We start from the raw sequence: 16272 nt of genomic DNA on the forward strand, positions 1-16272 counted from the left end.
GAAACTGGGCCCATGCTAGATCATGGTCCCAGTTCCCCAAGCTGGGCCCGGGGGCTCCACAACTCGAGAGCAATAGGGCCAGCACTAATGAAGCGGCGGCGGCACGGTATTCGCGGGGTTGCGAGTCTAGAGGAGTTCACAGGACCTACGCACGCTTTTCGCGCAGGTCCTGTGAACACCTCAATGTCTGAGCGAGAGCGGATGCCGTGTCGCCGACGCGGGTCGCCTCGGGGCAGCGCGTCGCCTCTGAAAAACGGGCCGCCTCTCACCTCGACGCGCCCCGACTTCACCGCCCAGAGTCGTCCGGAAAACCCACGTCCGGTCGTCGCCCGCGCAGAAACGCCCACACCGACAGCCCCACGGTCACCACCGCGAGAACCAGCCAGAAGATCCCCAAATTGAGCCCGTAATTCAGCGGCAGCACGGTCGGATTCGCCGGCGCGAAGTTCTTCGCCACAATCAGCGGCACCGCGACCAGCGAGACCACAGACCCCACGACAATCCCGCCCTCCACGATCGCAATGATCGTTCCCGTCGCCCGGCGTCCGACCCGTCGCAGCGCGATTCCGAACGCAAACACGATCGGAGCCAGAATCGCATCGTGCAGCACGATCGCCGCCGCAATCCACAGCGCCACTCCGGGAATGCGGGTCAGCCGCACCGAATCGAACATCACGAACGCGCCCCAGGCCAGCATCAGCACGCCAACACCCACCAGCACCAAACGGATGCTGCGCATCCGTTGACCCGTCGACGCCTCGATTCCAGCCGGCGGCGGATTCAAGCCGCCCATCAACGACGTCATCAGATCGCCTCGATTCTGCTCAGCCATTTGGTCTGCAACACACCGGGCCGACCAGGCGCGATCATTCGCGCCGGATACCCGTGCTCGAGGTCGAGCGTCTCGCCGTTCAGCTCGAGCGCTACCAGTGTGAGCGGGTCGCGCACATACTCGCGCCCGATCTGGGTCTTGCTGAAACTGCCGCGTTCTTCGAGGCTGATCAGGCGAAACGACGTGTCCGGGTCGGCGCTCATCAGATCGGCGAGGTCACGCAACCGCACGCCGCGCCACGAAGCCATCTGACTCCAGCCCTCCACACAGGCGATCGGCAGTCGCACGGACGTCTGCGGCAGCGCGAGCAGCTCGTCCCGGGTGAACGAGCGCTCGGTGCCGGAGACCGCGAGCGTGAGGGTCCATGCTGGGGCCATGGCGGCATCGGCTACCTTGGCCTGTTCGCTCGTGCGGTTCACCGGAACTCCCTGCTGGCCGACGCCCTTTTTGCGCGGCCCGAACAGGTTGACCGCGTTCAGCGGCGTGAAGGTCTGCCCGGCGGTGAGCCCGACGACGGCGGTGGTGGCCACACCGACAGTGGTGAGAAAACCGCGCCGACTGACCCTCGAAGCAGTGCGCGGCGTCGCGTCGATGTAGTCGAGCACACGCCCGGTCACACCATTGGGGCGAGTCGTGCCCCACAGGCGCACGGCCTCGGCATCGGAACCGCGGTCACCAGACACCGCATCGGAAAGGTGATCGGGCTCGTCTAAAGATTTGCTCCAGTACCGCGTGATCACCGGCAGCTTGACCGCGATGTGGATGATCAACAGCCCGATCAGCACCCAGCCCAGAGCGAAATGTACCTGCCGAAACGGAAACGGCCACGGATACCACTGGTAGGTATTGAGCAGCCCGATTGTGATCTGCACGAGCGAGGCTCCCACGAACAGGGCGATCGACGCGCGCTCGAGAAAATGCACGAAGCCGCGGACCGGGGGATACGCGAACAGGTCGGGAAAAACGATGTACAACTTGGCCAGCAGCAGCGGAAAGCAGGCGATGCCGGTGATGATGTGGGTGCCTTGGGTGACCTGGTAGAGAAATTCCGGCCGGGTCGCAAAGCGCATCCAGTCGAGCGGTTCCTGTAGAAAGTGGCTGTACAGGCCGGTGCCGAAGCAGATCAGAAAGGCGGCGCCGAGTAGCCGGCCGATCACGGTCGCCATGCGCGGATTGCGCACCGGCGACGCCAGCGCTCGCTGGGCCTCGTACATCAATCGCCTCATACTTCTATTGCACCACCAGACCGCGCCCAGACGGCAGAAAATTCCTTACGATGTGCGGGTGCATGGGTGAATGGGCCCGCAAAAGTCACGACCCATGAGACAGACTGAAGCGTGCGCATAACGATCATCGCTGCCCTGCTGGTACTCAGCGCTGCCCTCACCGCGTTCAGCGTGCTCACATTCGACCTGTTCAACCCCGACCGCGATGAGGTGCAGCTCGTGCTGGTCACGAGCGCGCTCTGGCTGCTCTTCGGCCTCGCCTTCTGGCTGTTGCGCCGCGTCCGGGGCAAAGCGGTCGTTGCGCTGATCCTCGCCGGTTCCGCCCTGATCGGTGGCGCAGCCATGGTCGGCCCACCGAACACGAGCACCGACTCGGCCCGCTACGCCTGGGACGGCATCGTCCAAACCAACGGCATCAGCCCCTACGCCTTCACCCCAGCGGATGCCCGCCTCGATTCTCTCAGACCCGACTGGCTCTTCCCCGCACCCCAGACCAACGCCGCGGGCAAAGAAGTCTGCGACGGCGAACGCATCGTGCGCGCCCGCACGACCGACGGTGACCTGCTGTGCTCGGCACTCAACCGCACCGCCGTACCCACGATCTACCCGCCGGCCAGCGAGATCTTTTTCGCCGGCGTGCGTTTTCTCACCGGACCGGGGCCGGAATACTGGCCGCTGCAGCTCGCCGGCCTGGTGCTGAGCCTCGGCACCAGCGTCATGCTGCTGATCGGCATGCGCCGCCGTGGCCTCGATCAGAGAAACGCGGCCCTGTGGGCCTGGTGTCCGCTCGTGGCGACCGAAGCCATCACCAACTCGCACGTCGACATGCTCGGCGTCATTTTCGTGGTCGCGGTCGTGTTCCTGGTCTCGAGCAAGAAAGTCTGGCGCGGCGGCATCATGCTCGGAATCGCGATCGGCACCAAACTCATCCCCGTGCTGGCGGCGCCGGCGCTGCTGAAACGGGGCGGGTGGCGCATGGTGGTGGCATCCGTTCTGAGTTTCGCTCTGCTGTACCTGCCCTATGTGCTGGCCACCGGAATCGGCGTGCTCGGCTACCTGCCCGGCTACCTCACCGAAGAGGGTTACCAGGACGGATCGCGGTTCGCACTGGTGTCTCTGGTCGCGCCGGGGGCATCCGCTGTGATCGTCGCCGGTGTTATTCTGGCGATCGTCGCCGGTCTCGTTATCATCAAGACCGACCAGAACCGGCCCTGGGTCGGCCAGCTCGTGATGATCGGCGCGACCCTGCTCGTGCTCAGCCCCCGCTACCCCTGGTATGCGTTGTTGCTGCTACCGTTCGTGGCGCTCAGTGGCCGCTGGGAATGGCTGCTCGTGCCGATGGCGCTCACCCTGCGGTTGCTCCTGCCGAACCCACTTGTCACCCAGGTGTCGATCGCGGTCGCGGTCATCGTGATCGTGGCCGTCTCGCTGCGCCGCGCCGGCCCGGGTGCGCTCAAGCGGATGCTGCCAGCCCGCCTGACCACCGTTCACGGCGCTCGCTAGAGTTCGGGCGCCCGCACCACCGCGTGCCCACTGCACGAACCAGTGCCGAGAGCCGGGCAGCCTACGTGTAACACAGAGTTCATACGCCTGACAGCTGCGAAACGGATGCCGTCCACCTCGGTTCCTTAACGTGAGCAGATGCACGCCCGTCGGCGCGCTTCGATCCACGAAAGAGTGCCGGATGCGCAAGATTCTGATCATCGCGGCGGCTGCCGCCCTCAGCACCGTTCTGGTCGGTGGTGTTGTGGCGGCCGCGCAGGGGGAGCCGGCGCCGGCCGCGCAGACACCCCGTGCGACACCACTCGCACCGTTCGACCTGCAATCCCACCGCGGCGGGCGCGGCGAACACACCGAAGAGAGCCTCGCCGCCTTTGCCGCCTCGCTCGAATTGGGCGTCAGCACCCTCGAGCTCGACACCCACCTCACGGCCGACGACGCCATCGTGGTCTGGCACGACGACGTGCTCACAGCGACCAAGTGCCGCGACAGGGATGCCGCCTTCCGCGGCGACCCGCAATTTCCCTACGCCGGCAGCCGGGTGCGCGAGTTGACCCTGGAGCAGATTCAAACGCTCGATTGCGGCTACCAGCAGCTTCCGGGCTACCCGGAGCAGCAGAACGTGCCGGGAAACATTATTGCCGAACTCGCCGACTTGTTCGCGCTCGTCGACGTTTACCAAGCCGACACCGTGCAGCTCAACATCGAGACCTAGATCGAGACCCCCGGCCCCTCGGGCGCCGACGAAATGAAGGCGCTCACCCGCGCCGTCGTCGCCGAGATCGACGCCTCCGGCCGCGCCGACCGGGTGACGGTGCAGAGCTTCGACTGGGCGTCCCTCAACCTCGTGCGTGAAATCGCCCCCGAGCTGCGGCTCGCCGCCCTCGCCCAGGACGACGACTGGCTCGAAGTGGGCCGGCCCGGGGCGAGCGTGCATCTGGGCGGCATCGACATCGACGACTACGACGGATCCGTCGCCCGCGCTGCTGCCGCCGCAGGCTACGACACCCTCTCGCCGACTTTCAAGACGGTCACGCCCGAGCTCGTGGCCGATGCGCACTCCGCCGGACTGCCCGTCATCCCCTGGACGGTCAGCGAGACCGCGCTCATGCACACCCTCATCGACCTGGGAGTCGACGGCATTATCACCGACTATCCCACCCGACTGCGCGCCGTGCTGACCGAGCGCGGCCTCACCCTCCCGACCGCCTACCCCGCGCTGTGAGCCTGATCGCTCGGCTCCTCGCCACCGTGTTCGCGCAGTCGCGCCGTCGCCTAGCCAGAGCGACCGGGCGCATCCGTCGTGCTCTGCGGTATGAGGCCCATGCCTACTGGCGCTCCCGCCCGATCAACCCGCACGCGGTGCTGTATGAGGCGTTCAACGGGTCCGGCCTGCTCTGCAACCCCGAAGCCCTGTTCCGACAGCTACGTATTACCCCCGATCAGGCTCATTTGCGGCATATCTGGGCGCTGAAGAATCCGTGCACTGCCCGCCGAGAGTTTCGCCGCGATCGCACGGTGCGCTTCGTGAAAACCGGCTCGCCCGCCTACTATCGGGCGCTCGCCACGAGTCGCTTCCTGATCAGCAACGCGACTTTTCCGCCGCAATTCTCCAAACGCCCCGGTCAGATCTACCTGAACACCTGGCACGGAACCCCGCTCAAACGCATGGGATACGACATTGTTGACGGCGCGTTCGGCACCGCCAATATCGTGCGCAACTTTGTCAGCGCCGACTACCTGCTCGCCGCCAACCCGTTCATGGCCCGTCAGATGTTCGAGCGCGCCTACAAGCTCGACGGCATATTTCAGGGACGGATGCTGCTGGCCGGCTACCCGCGCATCGACCGGCAGACCCTCTCCGCAGCGGAATCGCACAGCGCCCGCTCCCGGCTCGCGCAGCTGAACCCCGGGGGCCGGGAGATCGTGCTCTACGCCCCCACCTGGAAGGGTGCCTCGTTCGCGCACCCCGACGACGACCTTGACGCCCTGCTCCACCGGGTGCGGCAGATCGAAGCTGGAATCGACACCAGCCGCTACATCGTGCTGCTGAAAACCCACCAGGCTGTGCACGCGCTGGCCGCCCGCCGCGCGGACCTCGTCCGCATGCTGGTTCCGAACGACCTGCCGACCAACGTCGTGCTCGGGCTCGCCGGCATCCTGGTCACCGACTATTCGAGCATCTTCTTCGACTTTCTGGCGACCGGCCTGCCGATCGTGTTCTTCACTCCCGACCTCGCAGACTTCCAGCAGAACCGTGGACTCTACCTGAATCCGGCCGAGCTGCCCGGACCGGTGTGCCGCACCACTGCGGAGGTTGCCGCGGTCATCGGCCAGGTCGCCGATCACGGCCGGCTGCCAGCCTTCACCGAGCGCTATCGCATCGCCCAGCACGACTATGTCGGCCAGGACGATGGTGCAGCCAGTGCTCGGGTGATCGACGTCGTCTTTCGCGGAGCCGATCCGGGCCCGCTGCTGCACGAGTCGCCCGCTCCCGCCCGCACCTCGATGCTCATCTATCTCGGCGGTATGAAGCCGAACGGCATCACCTCCGCAGCCCTGGGCCTGCTGGCGGCAATCGACCATGACCGGTTCGACGTCTCGGTCGCCTTTGCGAAGAGTTCAGCGCCAGCGCGCCGCGCCAACCAGCGCCTGATCGACCCGCGGGTGCGACAGTTCGCCCGCATCGGCGGCATGAATGGCGGATTCAGGCAGCGACTCGCCCGCCGCCGAAAGGGCGCTTCGTCCGCCGCGTTCACGGCCGAGTTCACCCGCTGCTTCGGCGGCAGCCGCTTCGACCACGTCGTCGACTTCAGCGGCTACGGCCCGTTCTGGGCTGAACTGCTGCTGCACTCGCCGCCCGCCGAGCGCTCGATCTGGCTGCACAACGACCTCGCCGCCGACGCCCACCGCAGCATCGGCGGTGCCAAGCGGATGCTGCGCGGCCTCACCGACACCTTCGCCCGCTACGATCGCTACGACAGCCTGGTCTCCGTGTCGCCGGCGCTCGCCGAGATCAACTCCGAGGCGCTGGCAGCCTATGCGCCGCGCTCGAAGTTCACCGTCGCGCACAACAGCGTTGACGTCGAACGTATTCTGCGTGGCGCCGCCGAGCCGGCGCCCGAGATGCCCGCCACCGACGTGGAAACGGTTGACCTGACCACCTTCGTCACCATCGGGCGACTGTCCCCGGAGAAGAACCAGGCCCGCCTGATTCGGGCGTTCGCGCTCGTGCACGCCCGCAACCCGCTCACTCGGCTGCTCATCGTCGGTGCGGGTCCGCTCCAAGCCGACCTTACCGCCCTGATCCTCGACCTGAATCTGTCGTCCTCTGTCACCCTCACCGGAGCGCTCGCCAATCCTTACCCCGTGCTCGCCGCGGCGGACTGTTTCGTGCTGTCCAGTGACTACGAGGGCGCACCGATGGTGATTCTGGAGGCGCTGGTACTGAACCGTCCGGTCGTGACGGTCGCTTTCGCATCCGTTCATGATGCTCGTCCGGACGCCACCGGTATCGTCGTGCCGCAAACCGACGCTGGACTCGCGGCCGGCCTCACCGCATTCCTACGCGGTGATGTCGTCGCAACTCACTTTGACCATGAGGCCTATGGTCGCCGGGCGGTCACCGACTTCTATCGGGCAATCGGGGTGCCAGTACCGGACATCGAGTTCGACCTCGACCTGGAGCTCGCACAGGTCACGGCCGCCGAGCGCGCCCTGCGTCGCTGACTGCCTCCAATCCCGTTCGGCCTCGCCGACCCGTGAGGTTCAGTCGCCGACCGCTGAGTTCCAGCCCGAAATCGACCGAAATTGCGTCGAGAATCACGGCTCGGCGAATCCCACGACCCTAAACTCACACCTCGGCCAGCGGATGCCGCGGCTCGGCTCGCATCCGCGCACCGAGCCGGCCGGACACGCAAAAGCGGGCTCGCCATCCGGCGAGCCCGCTCTCCTGCACCCAGAACTACAGGTACGCGCTCACGTTCTCGTCGAACGAGGTCGCGATCGCCGTGCTCGCCACGGCGAAGGCCTCGGCGGGGTCGGCCTGCTGCAGCATGATCTTCTCGAGCGCGGTGGTGAGCTCCTTGTCGCCGTTCGGCACGAACACGCGACCCCAGTCCTGCGAGCGAGTCGTCTCGAGCTGGTCGACGGCGGTACGAAACTGCGGGAACTCGGCGTAGACCTTGGTCATGGTCTCGCCATCGCGGGCAGAGGTGCGCACCGGCATGTATCCCGTATTCGAGGAGAAGTACGCGGTGTTCTCGGAGTTCGTCAAGAACTTCAAGAACATTCCCGCGGCCAGCTGCTGCTCCGGCGTGCGGTCGGCGGCGATCGCGACGCCGGTTCCGCCGGTCGGGCAGGCCTGCCCTTCCGGTCCCTCCGGCAGGAAGCCGGTGCCGACCTCAAACGTTGCGGCCTTCAGAATGCCGGTGAGCGAACCGGTCGATCCCATGATGCATCCGGTCAGGCCGGCACCGAAGTCGGCGACCTGGTCGACCGCGGCCACGGTAGCGACCTTGCGCTCGTAGATCAGCGACTGCAGGTAGTCCGCCGCTGCGATCGCTTCGGGGGTGTCGAGCGTCATCGTCCACTCGTCGGAGTAGGCGCCGCCCTGGCCCCACAGCATGTTGCAGAACCACCACGCCGCCCAGGATGCGCCCTTGCCGAGACCGAGCGGGGTGACGCCGCCGTCGGCCGCGATCTTCGGAGCCCACTCGTCGAATTCGGCCCAGGTCTTGGGCGCCCGGTCGGGCAGCCCGGCTTTGGCCCAGACCGCCTTGTTGTAGTAGAACAGCGGGGTGGAGCGGGCGTACGGGATGGCCCAGTGGTTGCCGGTGAAGGTGTAGTCGTCGTACAGGGTCGTGTTGAAATCGGCGGTGTCGAACTCGAGGTGCTTGGCGAGGTCGTCCAGCGGCAGAACCTGCCCGTTGATCATGTACCGGAACCACCACACGTCGCTCGCCAGTACGAGGTCGGGCACGCTGTTCGTGCCAGAGGCCGCCTGAAACTTCTGCGCGATCTCGTCATAGTTGGCGCCGGCTGTGACCAGGTTCACCGTGATTTCGGGGTTCTCGGCCTGGAAGCGCTTGATGATCTCTTCCTCGATCAGCTTCGAGGTGCCCGGGTGGTTGCTCCACCAGGTGATCTCCTTGGCCGGCGTGATACCGGTCCAGTCCGTCACCGCAGCCTCAGCAGCTCCGGCACCCGCTCCGAGCGAGGGCCCGCTGCACGCGGCGAGAGTGGCGGTGGCACCGAAAACCGCGGCGAGCTTCAGAATTTGCCGGCGGTTGATGGTGAACGTGGGTGTCGCGGTCATAGGACTCTCCTTGTAGGGGTGGGCACAAGCGAAAAAATGAGGGGCGGCATCCGCTCCAAGAAGACGGATGCCCGCAGATCAGCCGGTGACGCCGCCGGCGGTCAGTCCGGCGATGATGCGTTTCTGCAGCGCAAAGAACGCGATGAGCACGGGCACGGTGACCAGCACGGTGCCGGCCATCAGCACGCCCCAGTTCGTGACGCCGTCATTGTTCTGCAGCAGGGTCAGGCCCACCGGCAGCGTCATCATGTCGGAACGGTCGACGACGAGCAGCGGCCAGAGGTATTCGTTCCACTCGGAGACGATCGAGACCAGGGCGACGGCGGCGATGGTCGGCGCACTGATCGGCACGATGAACCGCCAGAGGCGCGTCCAGTGGCTCGCGCCGTCGAGCGCGGCCGCTTCGAGAATGCTGATCGGCAGGGTCAGAAAATGCTGGCGAAACAGAAAGGTGCCAAACGCGCTGGCCAGTCCTGGAACGATGATGCCTTGGTAGGTGTTGATCCAGCCGAGTGAGGCAACGAGGGTGAAGTTCGGGATCATGACGATCTGCTGCGGCACCAGCAGGGCGAAGATCACCAGCCCGAAGACGAACTTCTTGAACGGAAAGTCGAGAAAGACGACGGCGTAGGCGGTGGTCAGGCCGAGCAGCATCTTGAGGCCGGCGCCGATCACGGTGGTGATGGTGCTGTTGAGAAAGAAGTTCCCAAACGGCACGGCGGCCAGGGCGGCCGCATAGTTCGAGAGGTCGTAGGCCTCCGGCAGCCACTGAATCGGCACGGTGTAGATCTCGTCGCGTTCCTTGAACCCGGCCAGAAACATCCAGGCCAGCGGCAGAATCATGATCGCGATGGCCACGATCAGGCCGAGGTAGCCGCCGAGCTGCAGCGGTTTGCGGCGGCGCGCCGTCCTTGTCTGGGTAGCCATTAGTAGTGCACTCGTTTCTCGACGTACTTCATTTGAATCAGCGTGACCACGAGCAGCACGGCGAACAGAATCGTCGCGACGGCGGAGGAATACCCGGCCCGACCGGCCTGAAAGCCTTCCTGGTAGATCTGGTACATCATCGTGGTGGTGCCCTCGAGCGGTCCGCCCTTGGTCATCGCCTGAATGATGTCGAACGACTGCAGCGAGCTCAGCAGGGTGGTGATCGACAGAAAGAAGGTCGTCGGGCCGAGCAGCGGCAGCACGATGTTGCGAAACGCGCGCACCGGCGAGGCGCCGTCGAGCGCAGCAGCCTCGAGCAGGTCGCGGGGCACCGACTGCAACGCCGCCAGGTAGATGAGGGCGACGTAGCCGACGTTTTTCCACAGGTAGACGATGATGACCATGACCAGCGCCCAGTGCGGATCGTTGTACCAGGGCGGTGAGGCCAGGCCGATCGCGTCGAGCAGCGCCGCGGTGATGCCGAAATTCGGGTCGAACACGAACAGCCAGAGCAGCCCGACCGCTACCCCGGACAGTACGTACGGTGCGACCACAATGGTGCGGGCGGCGCCGCGACCGTGCAGTTTGCGGTTGAGGAGCACGGCGAACAACAGGCCGATCACCATGCCGCCGCCGACGGTCGCGATTGTGAAGATCAGGGTGACCGTGACGACGCGAACGGTGCCGGGGTCGTTGAACCAGGTCACGTAGTTGCCGAGCCCCACGGGTATTGCCGATGCCGAGCCGAGGTTCCACTGCAGCGTCGAATAATAGAGCGACTGCACCAGCGGTTTGTAGGTGAAGACGATGAGCAGCGCCACATTCGGTCCGGCGAACAGCAGAAACAGCAGCCACGACTTCCACGGCTTCTTCTTCTTACGCGGCGTGAAAGTACGCGGCGTCACGGGCGAGACGACGCCGGTCGAAACCGATACCGCCACCGCTGAATCGGTGCTGCGGTGCAGGTCCACGATGGTGGGCATACGCTGAAATCTCCCTGAAAAATACCGTCGGCCAAGCAGCGGACTCTGTCAGGTTAGGGAGCGCCCGTGCCGCTGATCGGCCATTCTGATTGTTTGCGCGCACTCTTCGCGAGTCGTTCGCCTGAACCGCGTCGAAGCTTCAGCGGGTGTTCACCTGAGCGGCTATCGACGTCACCCGGCACCGTTACGGTGTGCAAATGCCCCCTCTTGTCATCGGTCACCGCGGAGCCAGCGGCTACCGCCCCGAACACACCGCTTCCGCCTACGACCTCGCCTTCACGCAAGGAGCCGACGCCGTCGAGCCCGACATCGTCGCCACCCGCGACGGCGTCTTGGTGCTGCGCCACGAGAACGAGATCTCCGCCACAACGGATGTCGCCTCCCGCACCGAATTCGCCGGCCGCCGCACGACCAAGGAGTTCGCCGGCCACACCCTCACCGGGTGGTTCACCGAGGACTTCACCTGGGCCGAACTGGCTACCCTGCGCGCCCGAGAACGCCTCGCCCACCTGCGCCCGACGAGCGCCCAGCACGACGACCAGTATCCGATCCTGCGGCTGAGCGACCTGTTCCACCTCATCGACGGGGCCTCCAACACCTGTCGGCGCACCCTGGTCATGGTCGCCGAAATCAAGAACGCGGCCTATTTCGAGTCGATCGGCCTGCCGCTCGACGAATTGTTCGCCGCCGAGGTGCGCGCGGCCGGCTGGAACGACGACGACGAACGCCTCATCATCGAGAGCTTCGAACCGACCGTGCTCGAGCAGCTCGCGGCGCGCGGCGTCAGCGCTCGAAGCGTGTTTCTGATCGCCCCGGACGGCCAGCCGCTCGACAAAATCGTCGAACTGGGCGCCGCAGCCCCGTACTACTCGGACTACCTCACCGGCAGCGGCCTCGCCGCCCTCGATGTCGACGGCATCAGCGTTGACAAATCCCTGATCGTTCAGGCGGATGCCGCCGGCGAGTTGGTCGTCTCGTCTCTCGTTGCCGACGCCCACGCGGCCGGGTTGGACATCCTCTGCTGGACGCTGCGCCCCGAGAACGCCTTCCTCACCGCGCCGCATCGCCGCGGTGATCAGGCCGCCAGCTTCGGCCACTGGCGCGGCGAGTTCGCCGCGGTCATGGGCAGCGGCATCGACGGGGTCTTCGTCGACCACCCCGACCTCGCCGTGACCGTGCGCGACGACCTGCGTAGCCGGGTGGCGGCATCCGTTTGACGCGCCCCGCGGATGCGCCGCGCAGTCCCGCCACCAAGTCCTGCCGTGGCACGCGGTTGAGAAGTTGGCACCGGTTTGAACACGTGCCGACTTCTCCACGACGTGCCACGAGCCCGCCGCGCGCGCACCTCCCGTGTGACGAATCGCCCGGGCACGCAAAAATCGGGGCCCGCCGTGTGGCGAGCCCCGATTCGTGCTGTGAAGCTGACTCTCTTGTGGAGAGCGGCCTGACTACTTGGTCGCGGCGGTGATCGTCGCGATACCAACGAGCAGCTGGTCAGCGACGGCGTCGGTCTTGAACGTGTCGTTCAGCAGACCGGCGGCGACGGAGGAGATGTGCACCGTGGTGCCGGTGAGGATGGCGTTGTCGCCGTCCATCTTGAGGGGCTCAAGCGTTCCGCCGTAGAGGTTGAACAGCAGAGCCTGGGTCGCGGCGGAGGCGCCGTTGACCGTGACGTCGCCGAAGAGCTCGGAGGTGCCCGGGTCGATGGTGAAGTTGGTCAGCTCGACGACGGTGTCGCCGGCGGTCAGCGAGAAGCCGGAACCTTCGTGCTCAATGGAGCCCTGAACGAACGGGCGGTAGCTCTCGGCCGGGTCGTAGTAGTCCACGTTGCCGCCGGTGATCGGGAAGTGCAGGCTGCCGTCCTCGAGGGTGGCCGTTCCGACGGTTCCGGCGGCGAGGCCGAGGCTTGTCAGGGCGGCGGCGAAGTCGGCGTCGAGCAGCACGGCGGTGTCGACACCGGAGAGGCTGGGGATCGAGGCGAGCGGCGTCGGCGTCGCTTCGGCCGAGCTGGACGAGCTGGCGGCAGGCGCCGGGGTGCTCGTGGTAGCGGCGGTCGAGCAGCCAGCGAGGCCGGCGATGAGAATTCCAGCAGACGCGAAACCGATGGTGGCCTTGGTGAATGTACGCATGGGATGAATCCTTTTCTGTAGATCGAGCAGGTGGTGTTGGGGTCTGCATGGTGTTCGGTTCCACCCCCGAAATGGTTTGGAAATGCCCCAATCCGTTACCGTTCTGTTACCCAATTCAGCAAACGTTCAGACAAGCGGGCGCGCTTCACGGCCCGCTCGCGGGCTCCGATCCCAGTCGTGGCAAGGGATCAGCGGGCATCAGGGAAGCGGATGCCCGCAGCCGGTCGACCCGCCCGCATTTTGCTCGTGGCACGTGGTGAGGAAGTTGGCACTGGTGTGAACACGTGCCAACTTCTCAAACACGTGCCGCGACGCCCGGTGGTCGACGCTTCTCTGCGGCGGCGCTCGCCGGATGCCGGCTCGGCGGTCTAGAAGTGCCGGAAACGGTCCGGCGCGAGATCCCAGGGGTCCTGACCGAGCAGCTCGGCGACGCCGCGAAACACACAGGTCTCGATCATCATGCGCTGGTGCATCTCATCGTTCTCGTGCAGGCGCGACAGGCGCTGAATCGGCAGGCGGTAGAACACTACGCGATTCGTCTCCGGCGTGACCTTCCAGCGCTCGACCCCGACGCCGGGGATGACGGAGGGCGGTCCGGCGGCCACCTCAAACACCGACTTGCCCAGTTCTTCGGGCCAGACGCCGCGCAAGTACTCGATCGTCGAGGCGATCGTCATGTCGAACAGGTCGATGCGGGTGCGCAGCGGCGGCAGAAACGGACCGGTCGCCGAACTACGGATGCCGCGGCCGTGCCGGTCACGCCCACGGCCGCGTACGGTCGGTTCGGGCGAAGCGGATCGACGGGATCGGGACATGCTGCCATCCTACGGCCGCCCGGGAGCGGCTACCCTTATAGGCAATGACATTCCGCCCGTGTTCTCGCGTTGCCTGCCTCGAACCCTCGGTGGCCACGCTCACCTTTGACTATGGGGAGTCCCTGGCCGTGCTCGGCCCGCTGTCCGGCCGCAAAGAACCGCACAGTTTTGACCTCTGCTCGGCGCACGCGGAGCGCACGAGCGCTCCGCAGGGCTGGCAGCTCATGAAGCACCGGGTCGTGGCCGACGACCCCGACGCTGCCCGTTAGCAGCGGCCTCATCACCGGCCAGTGGCATCCGCCCTGTTCGATGGTCCATCTGCGAACCCGCGAAATATTGTCGGGTCTTTCAGGCGGAAATGGCAAGATAGCCCCATGACTGTCGCCGCACCCACCGTGCCCTCCACCTTCACCTACAAAATCGCTGATCTGTCGCTCGCCGAGGCTGGGCGCCACCAGCTGCGCCTGGCCGAGAACGAGATGCCCGGCCTCATGGCCCTCCGCACCGAATTCGTCGAAACCAAGCCGCTTCTCGGCGCCCGCATCGCCGGATCCCTGCACATGACCGTGCAGACCGCCGTGCTGATCGAGACCCTGGTGGCCCTCGGCGCCCAGGTGCGCTGGGCCAGCTGCAACATTTTCTCCACGCAAGACGACGCGGCCGCCGCGATCGCGGTTGGCCCCACCGGCACAACGGATGCTCCTGCCGGCGTTCCCGTGTTCGCCTGGAAGGGCGAGACCCTCGAGGAGTACTGGTGGTGCACCTCGCAGATCTTCGACTGGAGCGACGAAGCCGCCGCCGCCGGAGCCAGTTGGACCGGCCCGAACATGATCCTCGACGACGGTGGCGACGCCACCATGCTCGTACACAAGGGTCGCGAATTCGAATTGGCCGGTGCCGTACCAGCGGATGCTGCCGGTGACAGCCACGAATACGGCGTCATTCTCGCCGCCCTTCGTAAGTCCCTGGCGGAGTCGAGCGACCGCTGGACCCTGGTCGCCGCCGACCTCATGGGCGTCACCGAAGAAACGACGACGGGGGTGCACCGCCTCTACGAGCTCGCCGCGAGCAAGGAACTGCTCTTCCCGGCCATCAACGTGAACGACTCGGTCACCAAGAGCAAGTTCGACAACAAGTACGGCATTCGCCACTCGCTGCCCGACGGACTCAACCGGGCCACCGACGTGCTGATCGGTGGCAAGGTCGTGTTCGTGGCCGGCTACGGCGACGTCGGCAAGGGTGCCGCCGAAGCGCTGCGCGGCCAGGGCGCCCGCGTGATCGTGAGCGAGATCGATCCGATCAACGCGCTGCAGGCCGCGATGGACGGTTTTCAGGTGGCCCGCCTGGAGTCCGTCGTCGAGCAGGTCGACATCTTCGTCAGCGGTACCGGAAACTTCAACGTCATCGGCGTCGACCACATGCTGCGGATGAAGCACCTCGCCATCGTCGCGAACGTGGGGCACTTCGACAACGAGATCGACATGGCCACCCTCGAGTCGCTGCCGGGCGCCGTCAAGGTGCAGATCAAGCCGCAGGTCGACGAGTGGCGCCTCCCGAGCGGACGTAGCGTGCTCGTGCTGTCGGAGGGGCGCCTGATGAACCTTGGCAATGCCACCGGTCACCCTTCGTTTGTGATGAGTAACTCCTTCACCAACCAAGTGCTCGCGCAGATCGAGCTCTACGTCTCGCCGGAGAAGTACCCGGTGGGCGTCTACGTGCTGCCCAAGCTGCTGGACGAGAAGGTGGCACGACTGCACCTCGACGCCCTCGGCGTGGAGCTGACCGTACTGACCCCCGAGCAGTCCGCCTACATCGGCGTTCCCGCCGAGGGCCCCTACAAGGTGGACCACTACCGCTACTAGCCCCGCCCGCATTGCGGACAGGCCCCAGGTCCCGTCCGTGGGCGTGCAGAGGGTGGGCCCGCAGTCCGACTGGGCGGCGGGTATCGGATGCTTGGCTCGCCACTTCTTTCCGGGCCCGGGCCCGGAAACTGGGCCCATGATCTATCGTGGTCCCGGTTTCGTAAGGTGGGCCCGGTCTCCCGAGATGCGCTTCGTCGCTCGGGTCAGTAGGTGGGAGCAGATGCCGGGGTCCTGGAGGGGGATCGAGTGCCGGGCGTTCGACACGCCCGGGTGGGGTGCGTTTTGACGGGTGGGTGTGGTGGCCGTAATGTATCTATACGTACCCCAAAGGTGCGAAAAGCCGCAGTGCTTTTCGGCCTCATGTGGGACCAGATCGTAGCCAGATCAGCTGAGAGTGCTTGTTTCAAGTGCGTCGAAGTTGGGCTAGGATAGTAAGCCTCCCATCGAGTGTGTGTTGCTGGTTGAGTCGTGTTTTTCCGAGTGTTTTGGTGTGCTTTGGTATGCCGGAAATTGCCCGGTTGGCGGATTTGACAGCGACTGGCTGGGTGGGTAACTTAGACAAGTTGCCCCGGAGCGACAGCCCAGAATAGGGCCTGAAGTCGGGTGCGTCCGATCCTTGAGAACTCAACAGCGTGCACAATGTCAAATGCCAAAAACCTCGTGGTGTGATCTCGTTTCTAG

At 65.6% G+C, this 16272-nt stretch carries 12 protein-coding genes and 1 pseudogene; 6 read left to right on the forward strand and 7 right to left on the reverse strand.

Annotation, left to right across the window (positions count from 1 at the left end; all coding sequences use genetic code 11):
* Window positions 1-286 precede the first annotated feature (286 nt).
* Window positions 287-805 carry a hypothetical protein gene (locus QMF22_RS06740; protein WP_283451600.1) on the reverse strand — a complete coding sequence of 173 codons (519 nt, stop codon included), beginning with the start codon at window positions 803-805 and terminating at the stop codon, window positions 287-289.
* Window positions 805-2058 carry a molybdopterin-dependent oxidoreductase gene (locus tag QMF22_RS06745; RefSeq protein ID WP_283451602.1) on the reverse strand — a complete coding sequence of 418 codons (1254 nt, stop codon included), beginning with the start codon at window positions 2056-2058 and terminating at the stop codon, window positions 805-807. The genes QMF22_RS06740 and QMF22_RS06745 overlap by 1 nt, the downstream gene beginning before the upstream one ends.
* Before the next feature lie 111 nt (window positions 2059-2169).
* On the opposite strand from QMF22_RS06745, the gene QMF22_RS06750 reads away from it, so the two are divergent.
* The 3 genes and pseudogenes from QMF22_RS06750 to QMF22_RS06760 all read left to right on the forward strand — a co-directional run bounded on the left by QMF22_RS06750 (window position 2170) and on the right by QMF22_RS06760 (window position 7287).
* On the forward strand, window positions 2170-3561 hold the full coding sequence (locus QMF22_RS06750; RefSeq protein ID WP_283451605.1) for a glycosyltransferase 87 family protein: 1392 nt from the start codon (window positions 2170-2172) through the stop codon (window positions 3559-3561).
* Between the two features lie 181 nt (window positions 3562-3742).
* Window positions 3743-4783, forward strand: a pseudogene (locus QMF22_RS06755) (glycerophosphodiester phosphodiesterase family protein).
* Window positions 4780-7287: a glycosyltransferase gene (locus QMF22_RS06760; RefSeq protein WP_283451607.1), complete on the forward strand. Its 2508-nt coding sequence runs from the start codon at window positions 4780-4782 to the stop codon at window positions 7285-7287. Before QMF22_RS06755 ends, QMF22_RS06760 begins: the two are co-directional and overlap by 4 nt.
* A 235-nt stretch (window positions 7288-7522) precedes the next feature.
* Here the strand turns inward: QMF22_RS06760 and QMF22_RS06765 are convergent, their stop codons facing one another.
* From QMF22_RS06765 to QMF22_RS06775, 3 genes are all read right to left on the reverse strand, one after another.
* Window positions 7523-8875 carry an ABC transporter substrate-binding protein gene (locus tag QMF22_RS06765; RefSeq protein WP_283451609.1) on the reverse strand — a complete coding sequence of 451 codons (1353 nt, stop codon included), beginning with the start codon at window positions 8873-8875 and terminating at the stop codon, window positions 7523-7525.
* 78 nt (window positions 8876-8953) lie between these two features.
* The gene (locus QMF22_RS06770) at window positions 8954-9802 is read right to left on the reverse strand and encodes a carbohydrate ABC transporter permease (RefSeq protein WP_283451611.1); all 849 of its coding nucleotides are present in this window, start codon (window positions 9800-9802) and stop codon (window positions 8954-8956) included.
* On the reverse strand, window positions 9802-10785 hold the full coding sequence (locus tag QMF22_RS06775) for a carbohydrate ABC transporter permease (RefSeq protein ID WP_283451613.1): 984 nt from the start codon (window positions 10783-10785) through the stop codon (window positions 9802-9804). The genes QMF22_RS06770 and QMF22_RS06775 overlap by 1 nt, the downstream gene beginning before the upstream one ends.
* Window positions 10786-10982: 197 nt before the next feature.
* Between QMF22_RS06775 and QMF22_RS06780 the strand changes: the two genes are divergently transcribed.
* Complete coding sequence (locus tag QMF22_RS06780; RefSeq protein ID WP_283451616.1) at window positions 10983-12002, forward strand: glycerophosphodiester phosphodiesterase family protein; 1020 nt, start codon at window positions 10983-10985, stop codon at window positions 12000-12002.
* Window positions 12003-12233: 231 nt separating this feature from the next.
* On the opposite strand, the gene QMF22_RS06785 is transcribed toward QMF22_RS06780, so the two are convergent.
* Window positions 12234-12914, reverse strand: a complete 681-nt coding sequence (locus tag QMF22_RS06785) for a hypothetical protein (RefSeq protein WP_283451618.1) — start codon at window positions 12912-12914, stop codon at window positions 12234-12236.
* 368 nt (window positions 12915-13282) lie between these two features.
* Window positions 13283-13729, reverse strand: a complete 447-nt coding sequence (locus tag QMF22_RS06790) for a metallopeptidase family protein (RefSeq protein WP_283451620.1) — start codon at window positions 13727-13729, stop codon at window positions 13283-13285.
* A 44-nt stretch (window positions 13730-13773) separates the two neighbouring features.
* Here QMF22_RS06790 and QMF22_RS06795 point away from each other — a divergent pair, with 44 nt between their 5' ends.
* On the forward strand, window positions 13774-13998 hold the full coding sequence (locus QMF22_RS06795; RefSeq protein WP_283451622.1) for a DUF3499 family protein: 225 nt from the start codon (window positions 13774-13776) through the stop codon (window positions 13996-13998).
* A 105-nt stretch (window positions 13999-14103) separates the two neighbouring features.
* Window positions 14104-15591 (forward strand): adenosylhomocysteinase, encoded by a 1488-nt coding sequence (gene ahcY, locus QMF22_RS06800; RefSeq protein ID WP_283451624.1) that lies wholly within the window; start codon window positions 14104-14106, stop codon window positions 15589-15591.
* The last annotated feature ends 681 nt before the right edge of the window (window positions 15592-16272 follow it).

It is taken from the genome of Cryobacterium sp. PH31-L1, assembly GCF_030063145.1.
Lineage (GTDB): Bacteria > Actinomycetota > Actinomycetes > Actinomycetales > Microbacteriaceae > Cryobacterium.

What these genes read in the sequence shown, in the direction of transcription:
- QMF22_RS06740 (WP_283451600.1), bottom strand. Translation starts at nt 805, where the DNA reads ATGACGTCGTTGATGGGCGGCTTGAATCCGCCGCCGGCTGGAATCGAG.
- QMF22_RS06745 (WP_283451602.1), bottom strand. Translation starts at nt 2,058, where the DNA reads ATGAGGCGATTGATGTACGAGGCCCAGCGAGCGCTGGCGTCGCCGGTG.
- QMF22_RS06765 (WP_283451609.1), bottom strand. Translation starts at nt 8,875, where the DNA reads ATGACCGCGACACCCACGTTCACCATCAACCGCCGGCAAATTCTGAAG.
- QMF22_RS06770 (WP_283451611.1), bottom strand. Translation starts at nt 9,802, where the DNA reads ATGGCTACCCAGACAAGGACGGCGCGCCGCCGCAAACCGCTGCAGCTC.
- QMF22_RS06775 (WP_283451613.1), bottom strand. Translation starts at nt 10,785, where the DNA reads ATGCCCACCATCGTGGACCTGCACCGCAGCACCGATTCAGCGGTGGCG.
- QMF22_RS06780 (WP_283451616.1), top strand. Translation starts at nt 10,983, where the DNA reads ATGCCCCCTCTTGTCATCGGTCACCGCGGAGCCAGCGGCTACCGCCCC.
- QMF22_RS06785 (WP_283451618.1), bottom strand. Translation starts at nt 12,914, where the DNA reads ATGCGTACATTCACCAAGGCCACCATCGGTTTCGCGTCTGCTGGAATT.
- QMF22_RS06790 (WP_283451620.1), bottom strand. Translation starts at nt 13,729, where the DNA reads ATGTCCCGATCCCGTCGATCCGCTTCGCCCGAACCGACCGTACGCGGC.
- QMF22_RS06795 (WP_283451622.1), top strand. Translation starts at nt 13,774, where the DNA reads ATGACATTCCGCCCGTGTTCTCGCGTTGCCTGCCTCGAACCCTCGGTG.
- ahcY (WP_283451624.1), top strand. Translation starts at nt 14,104, where the DNA reads ATGACTGTCGCCGCACCCACCGTGCCCTCCACCTTCACCTACAAAATC.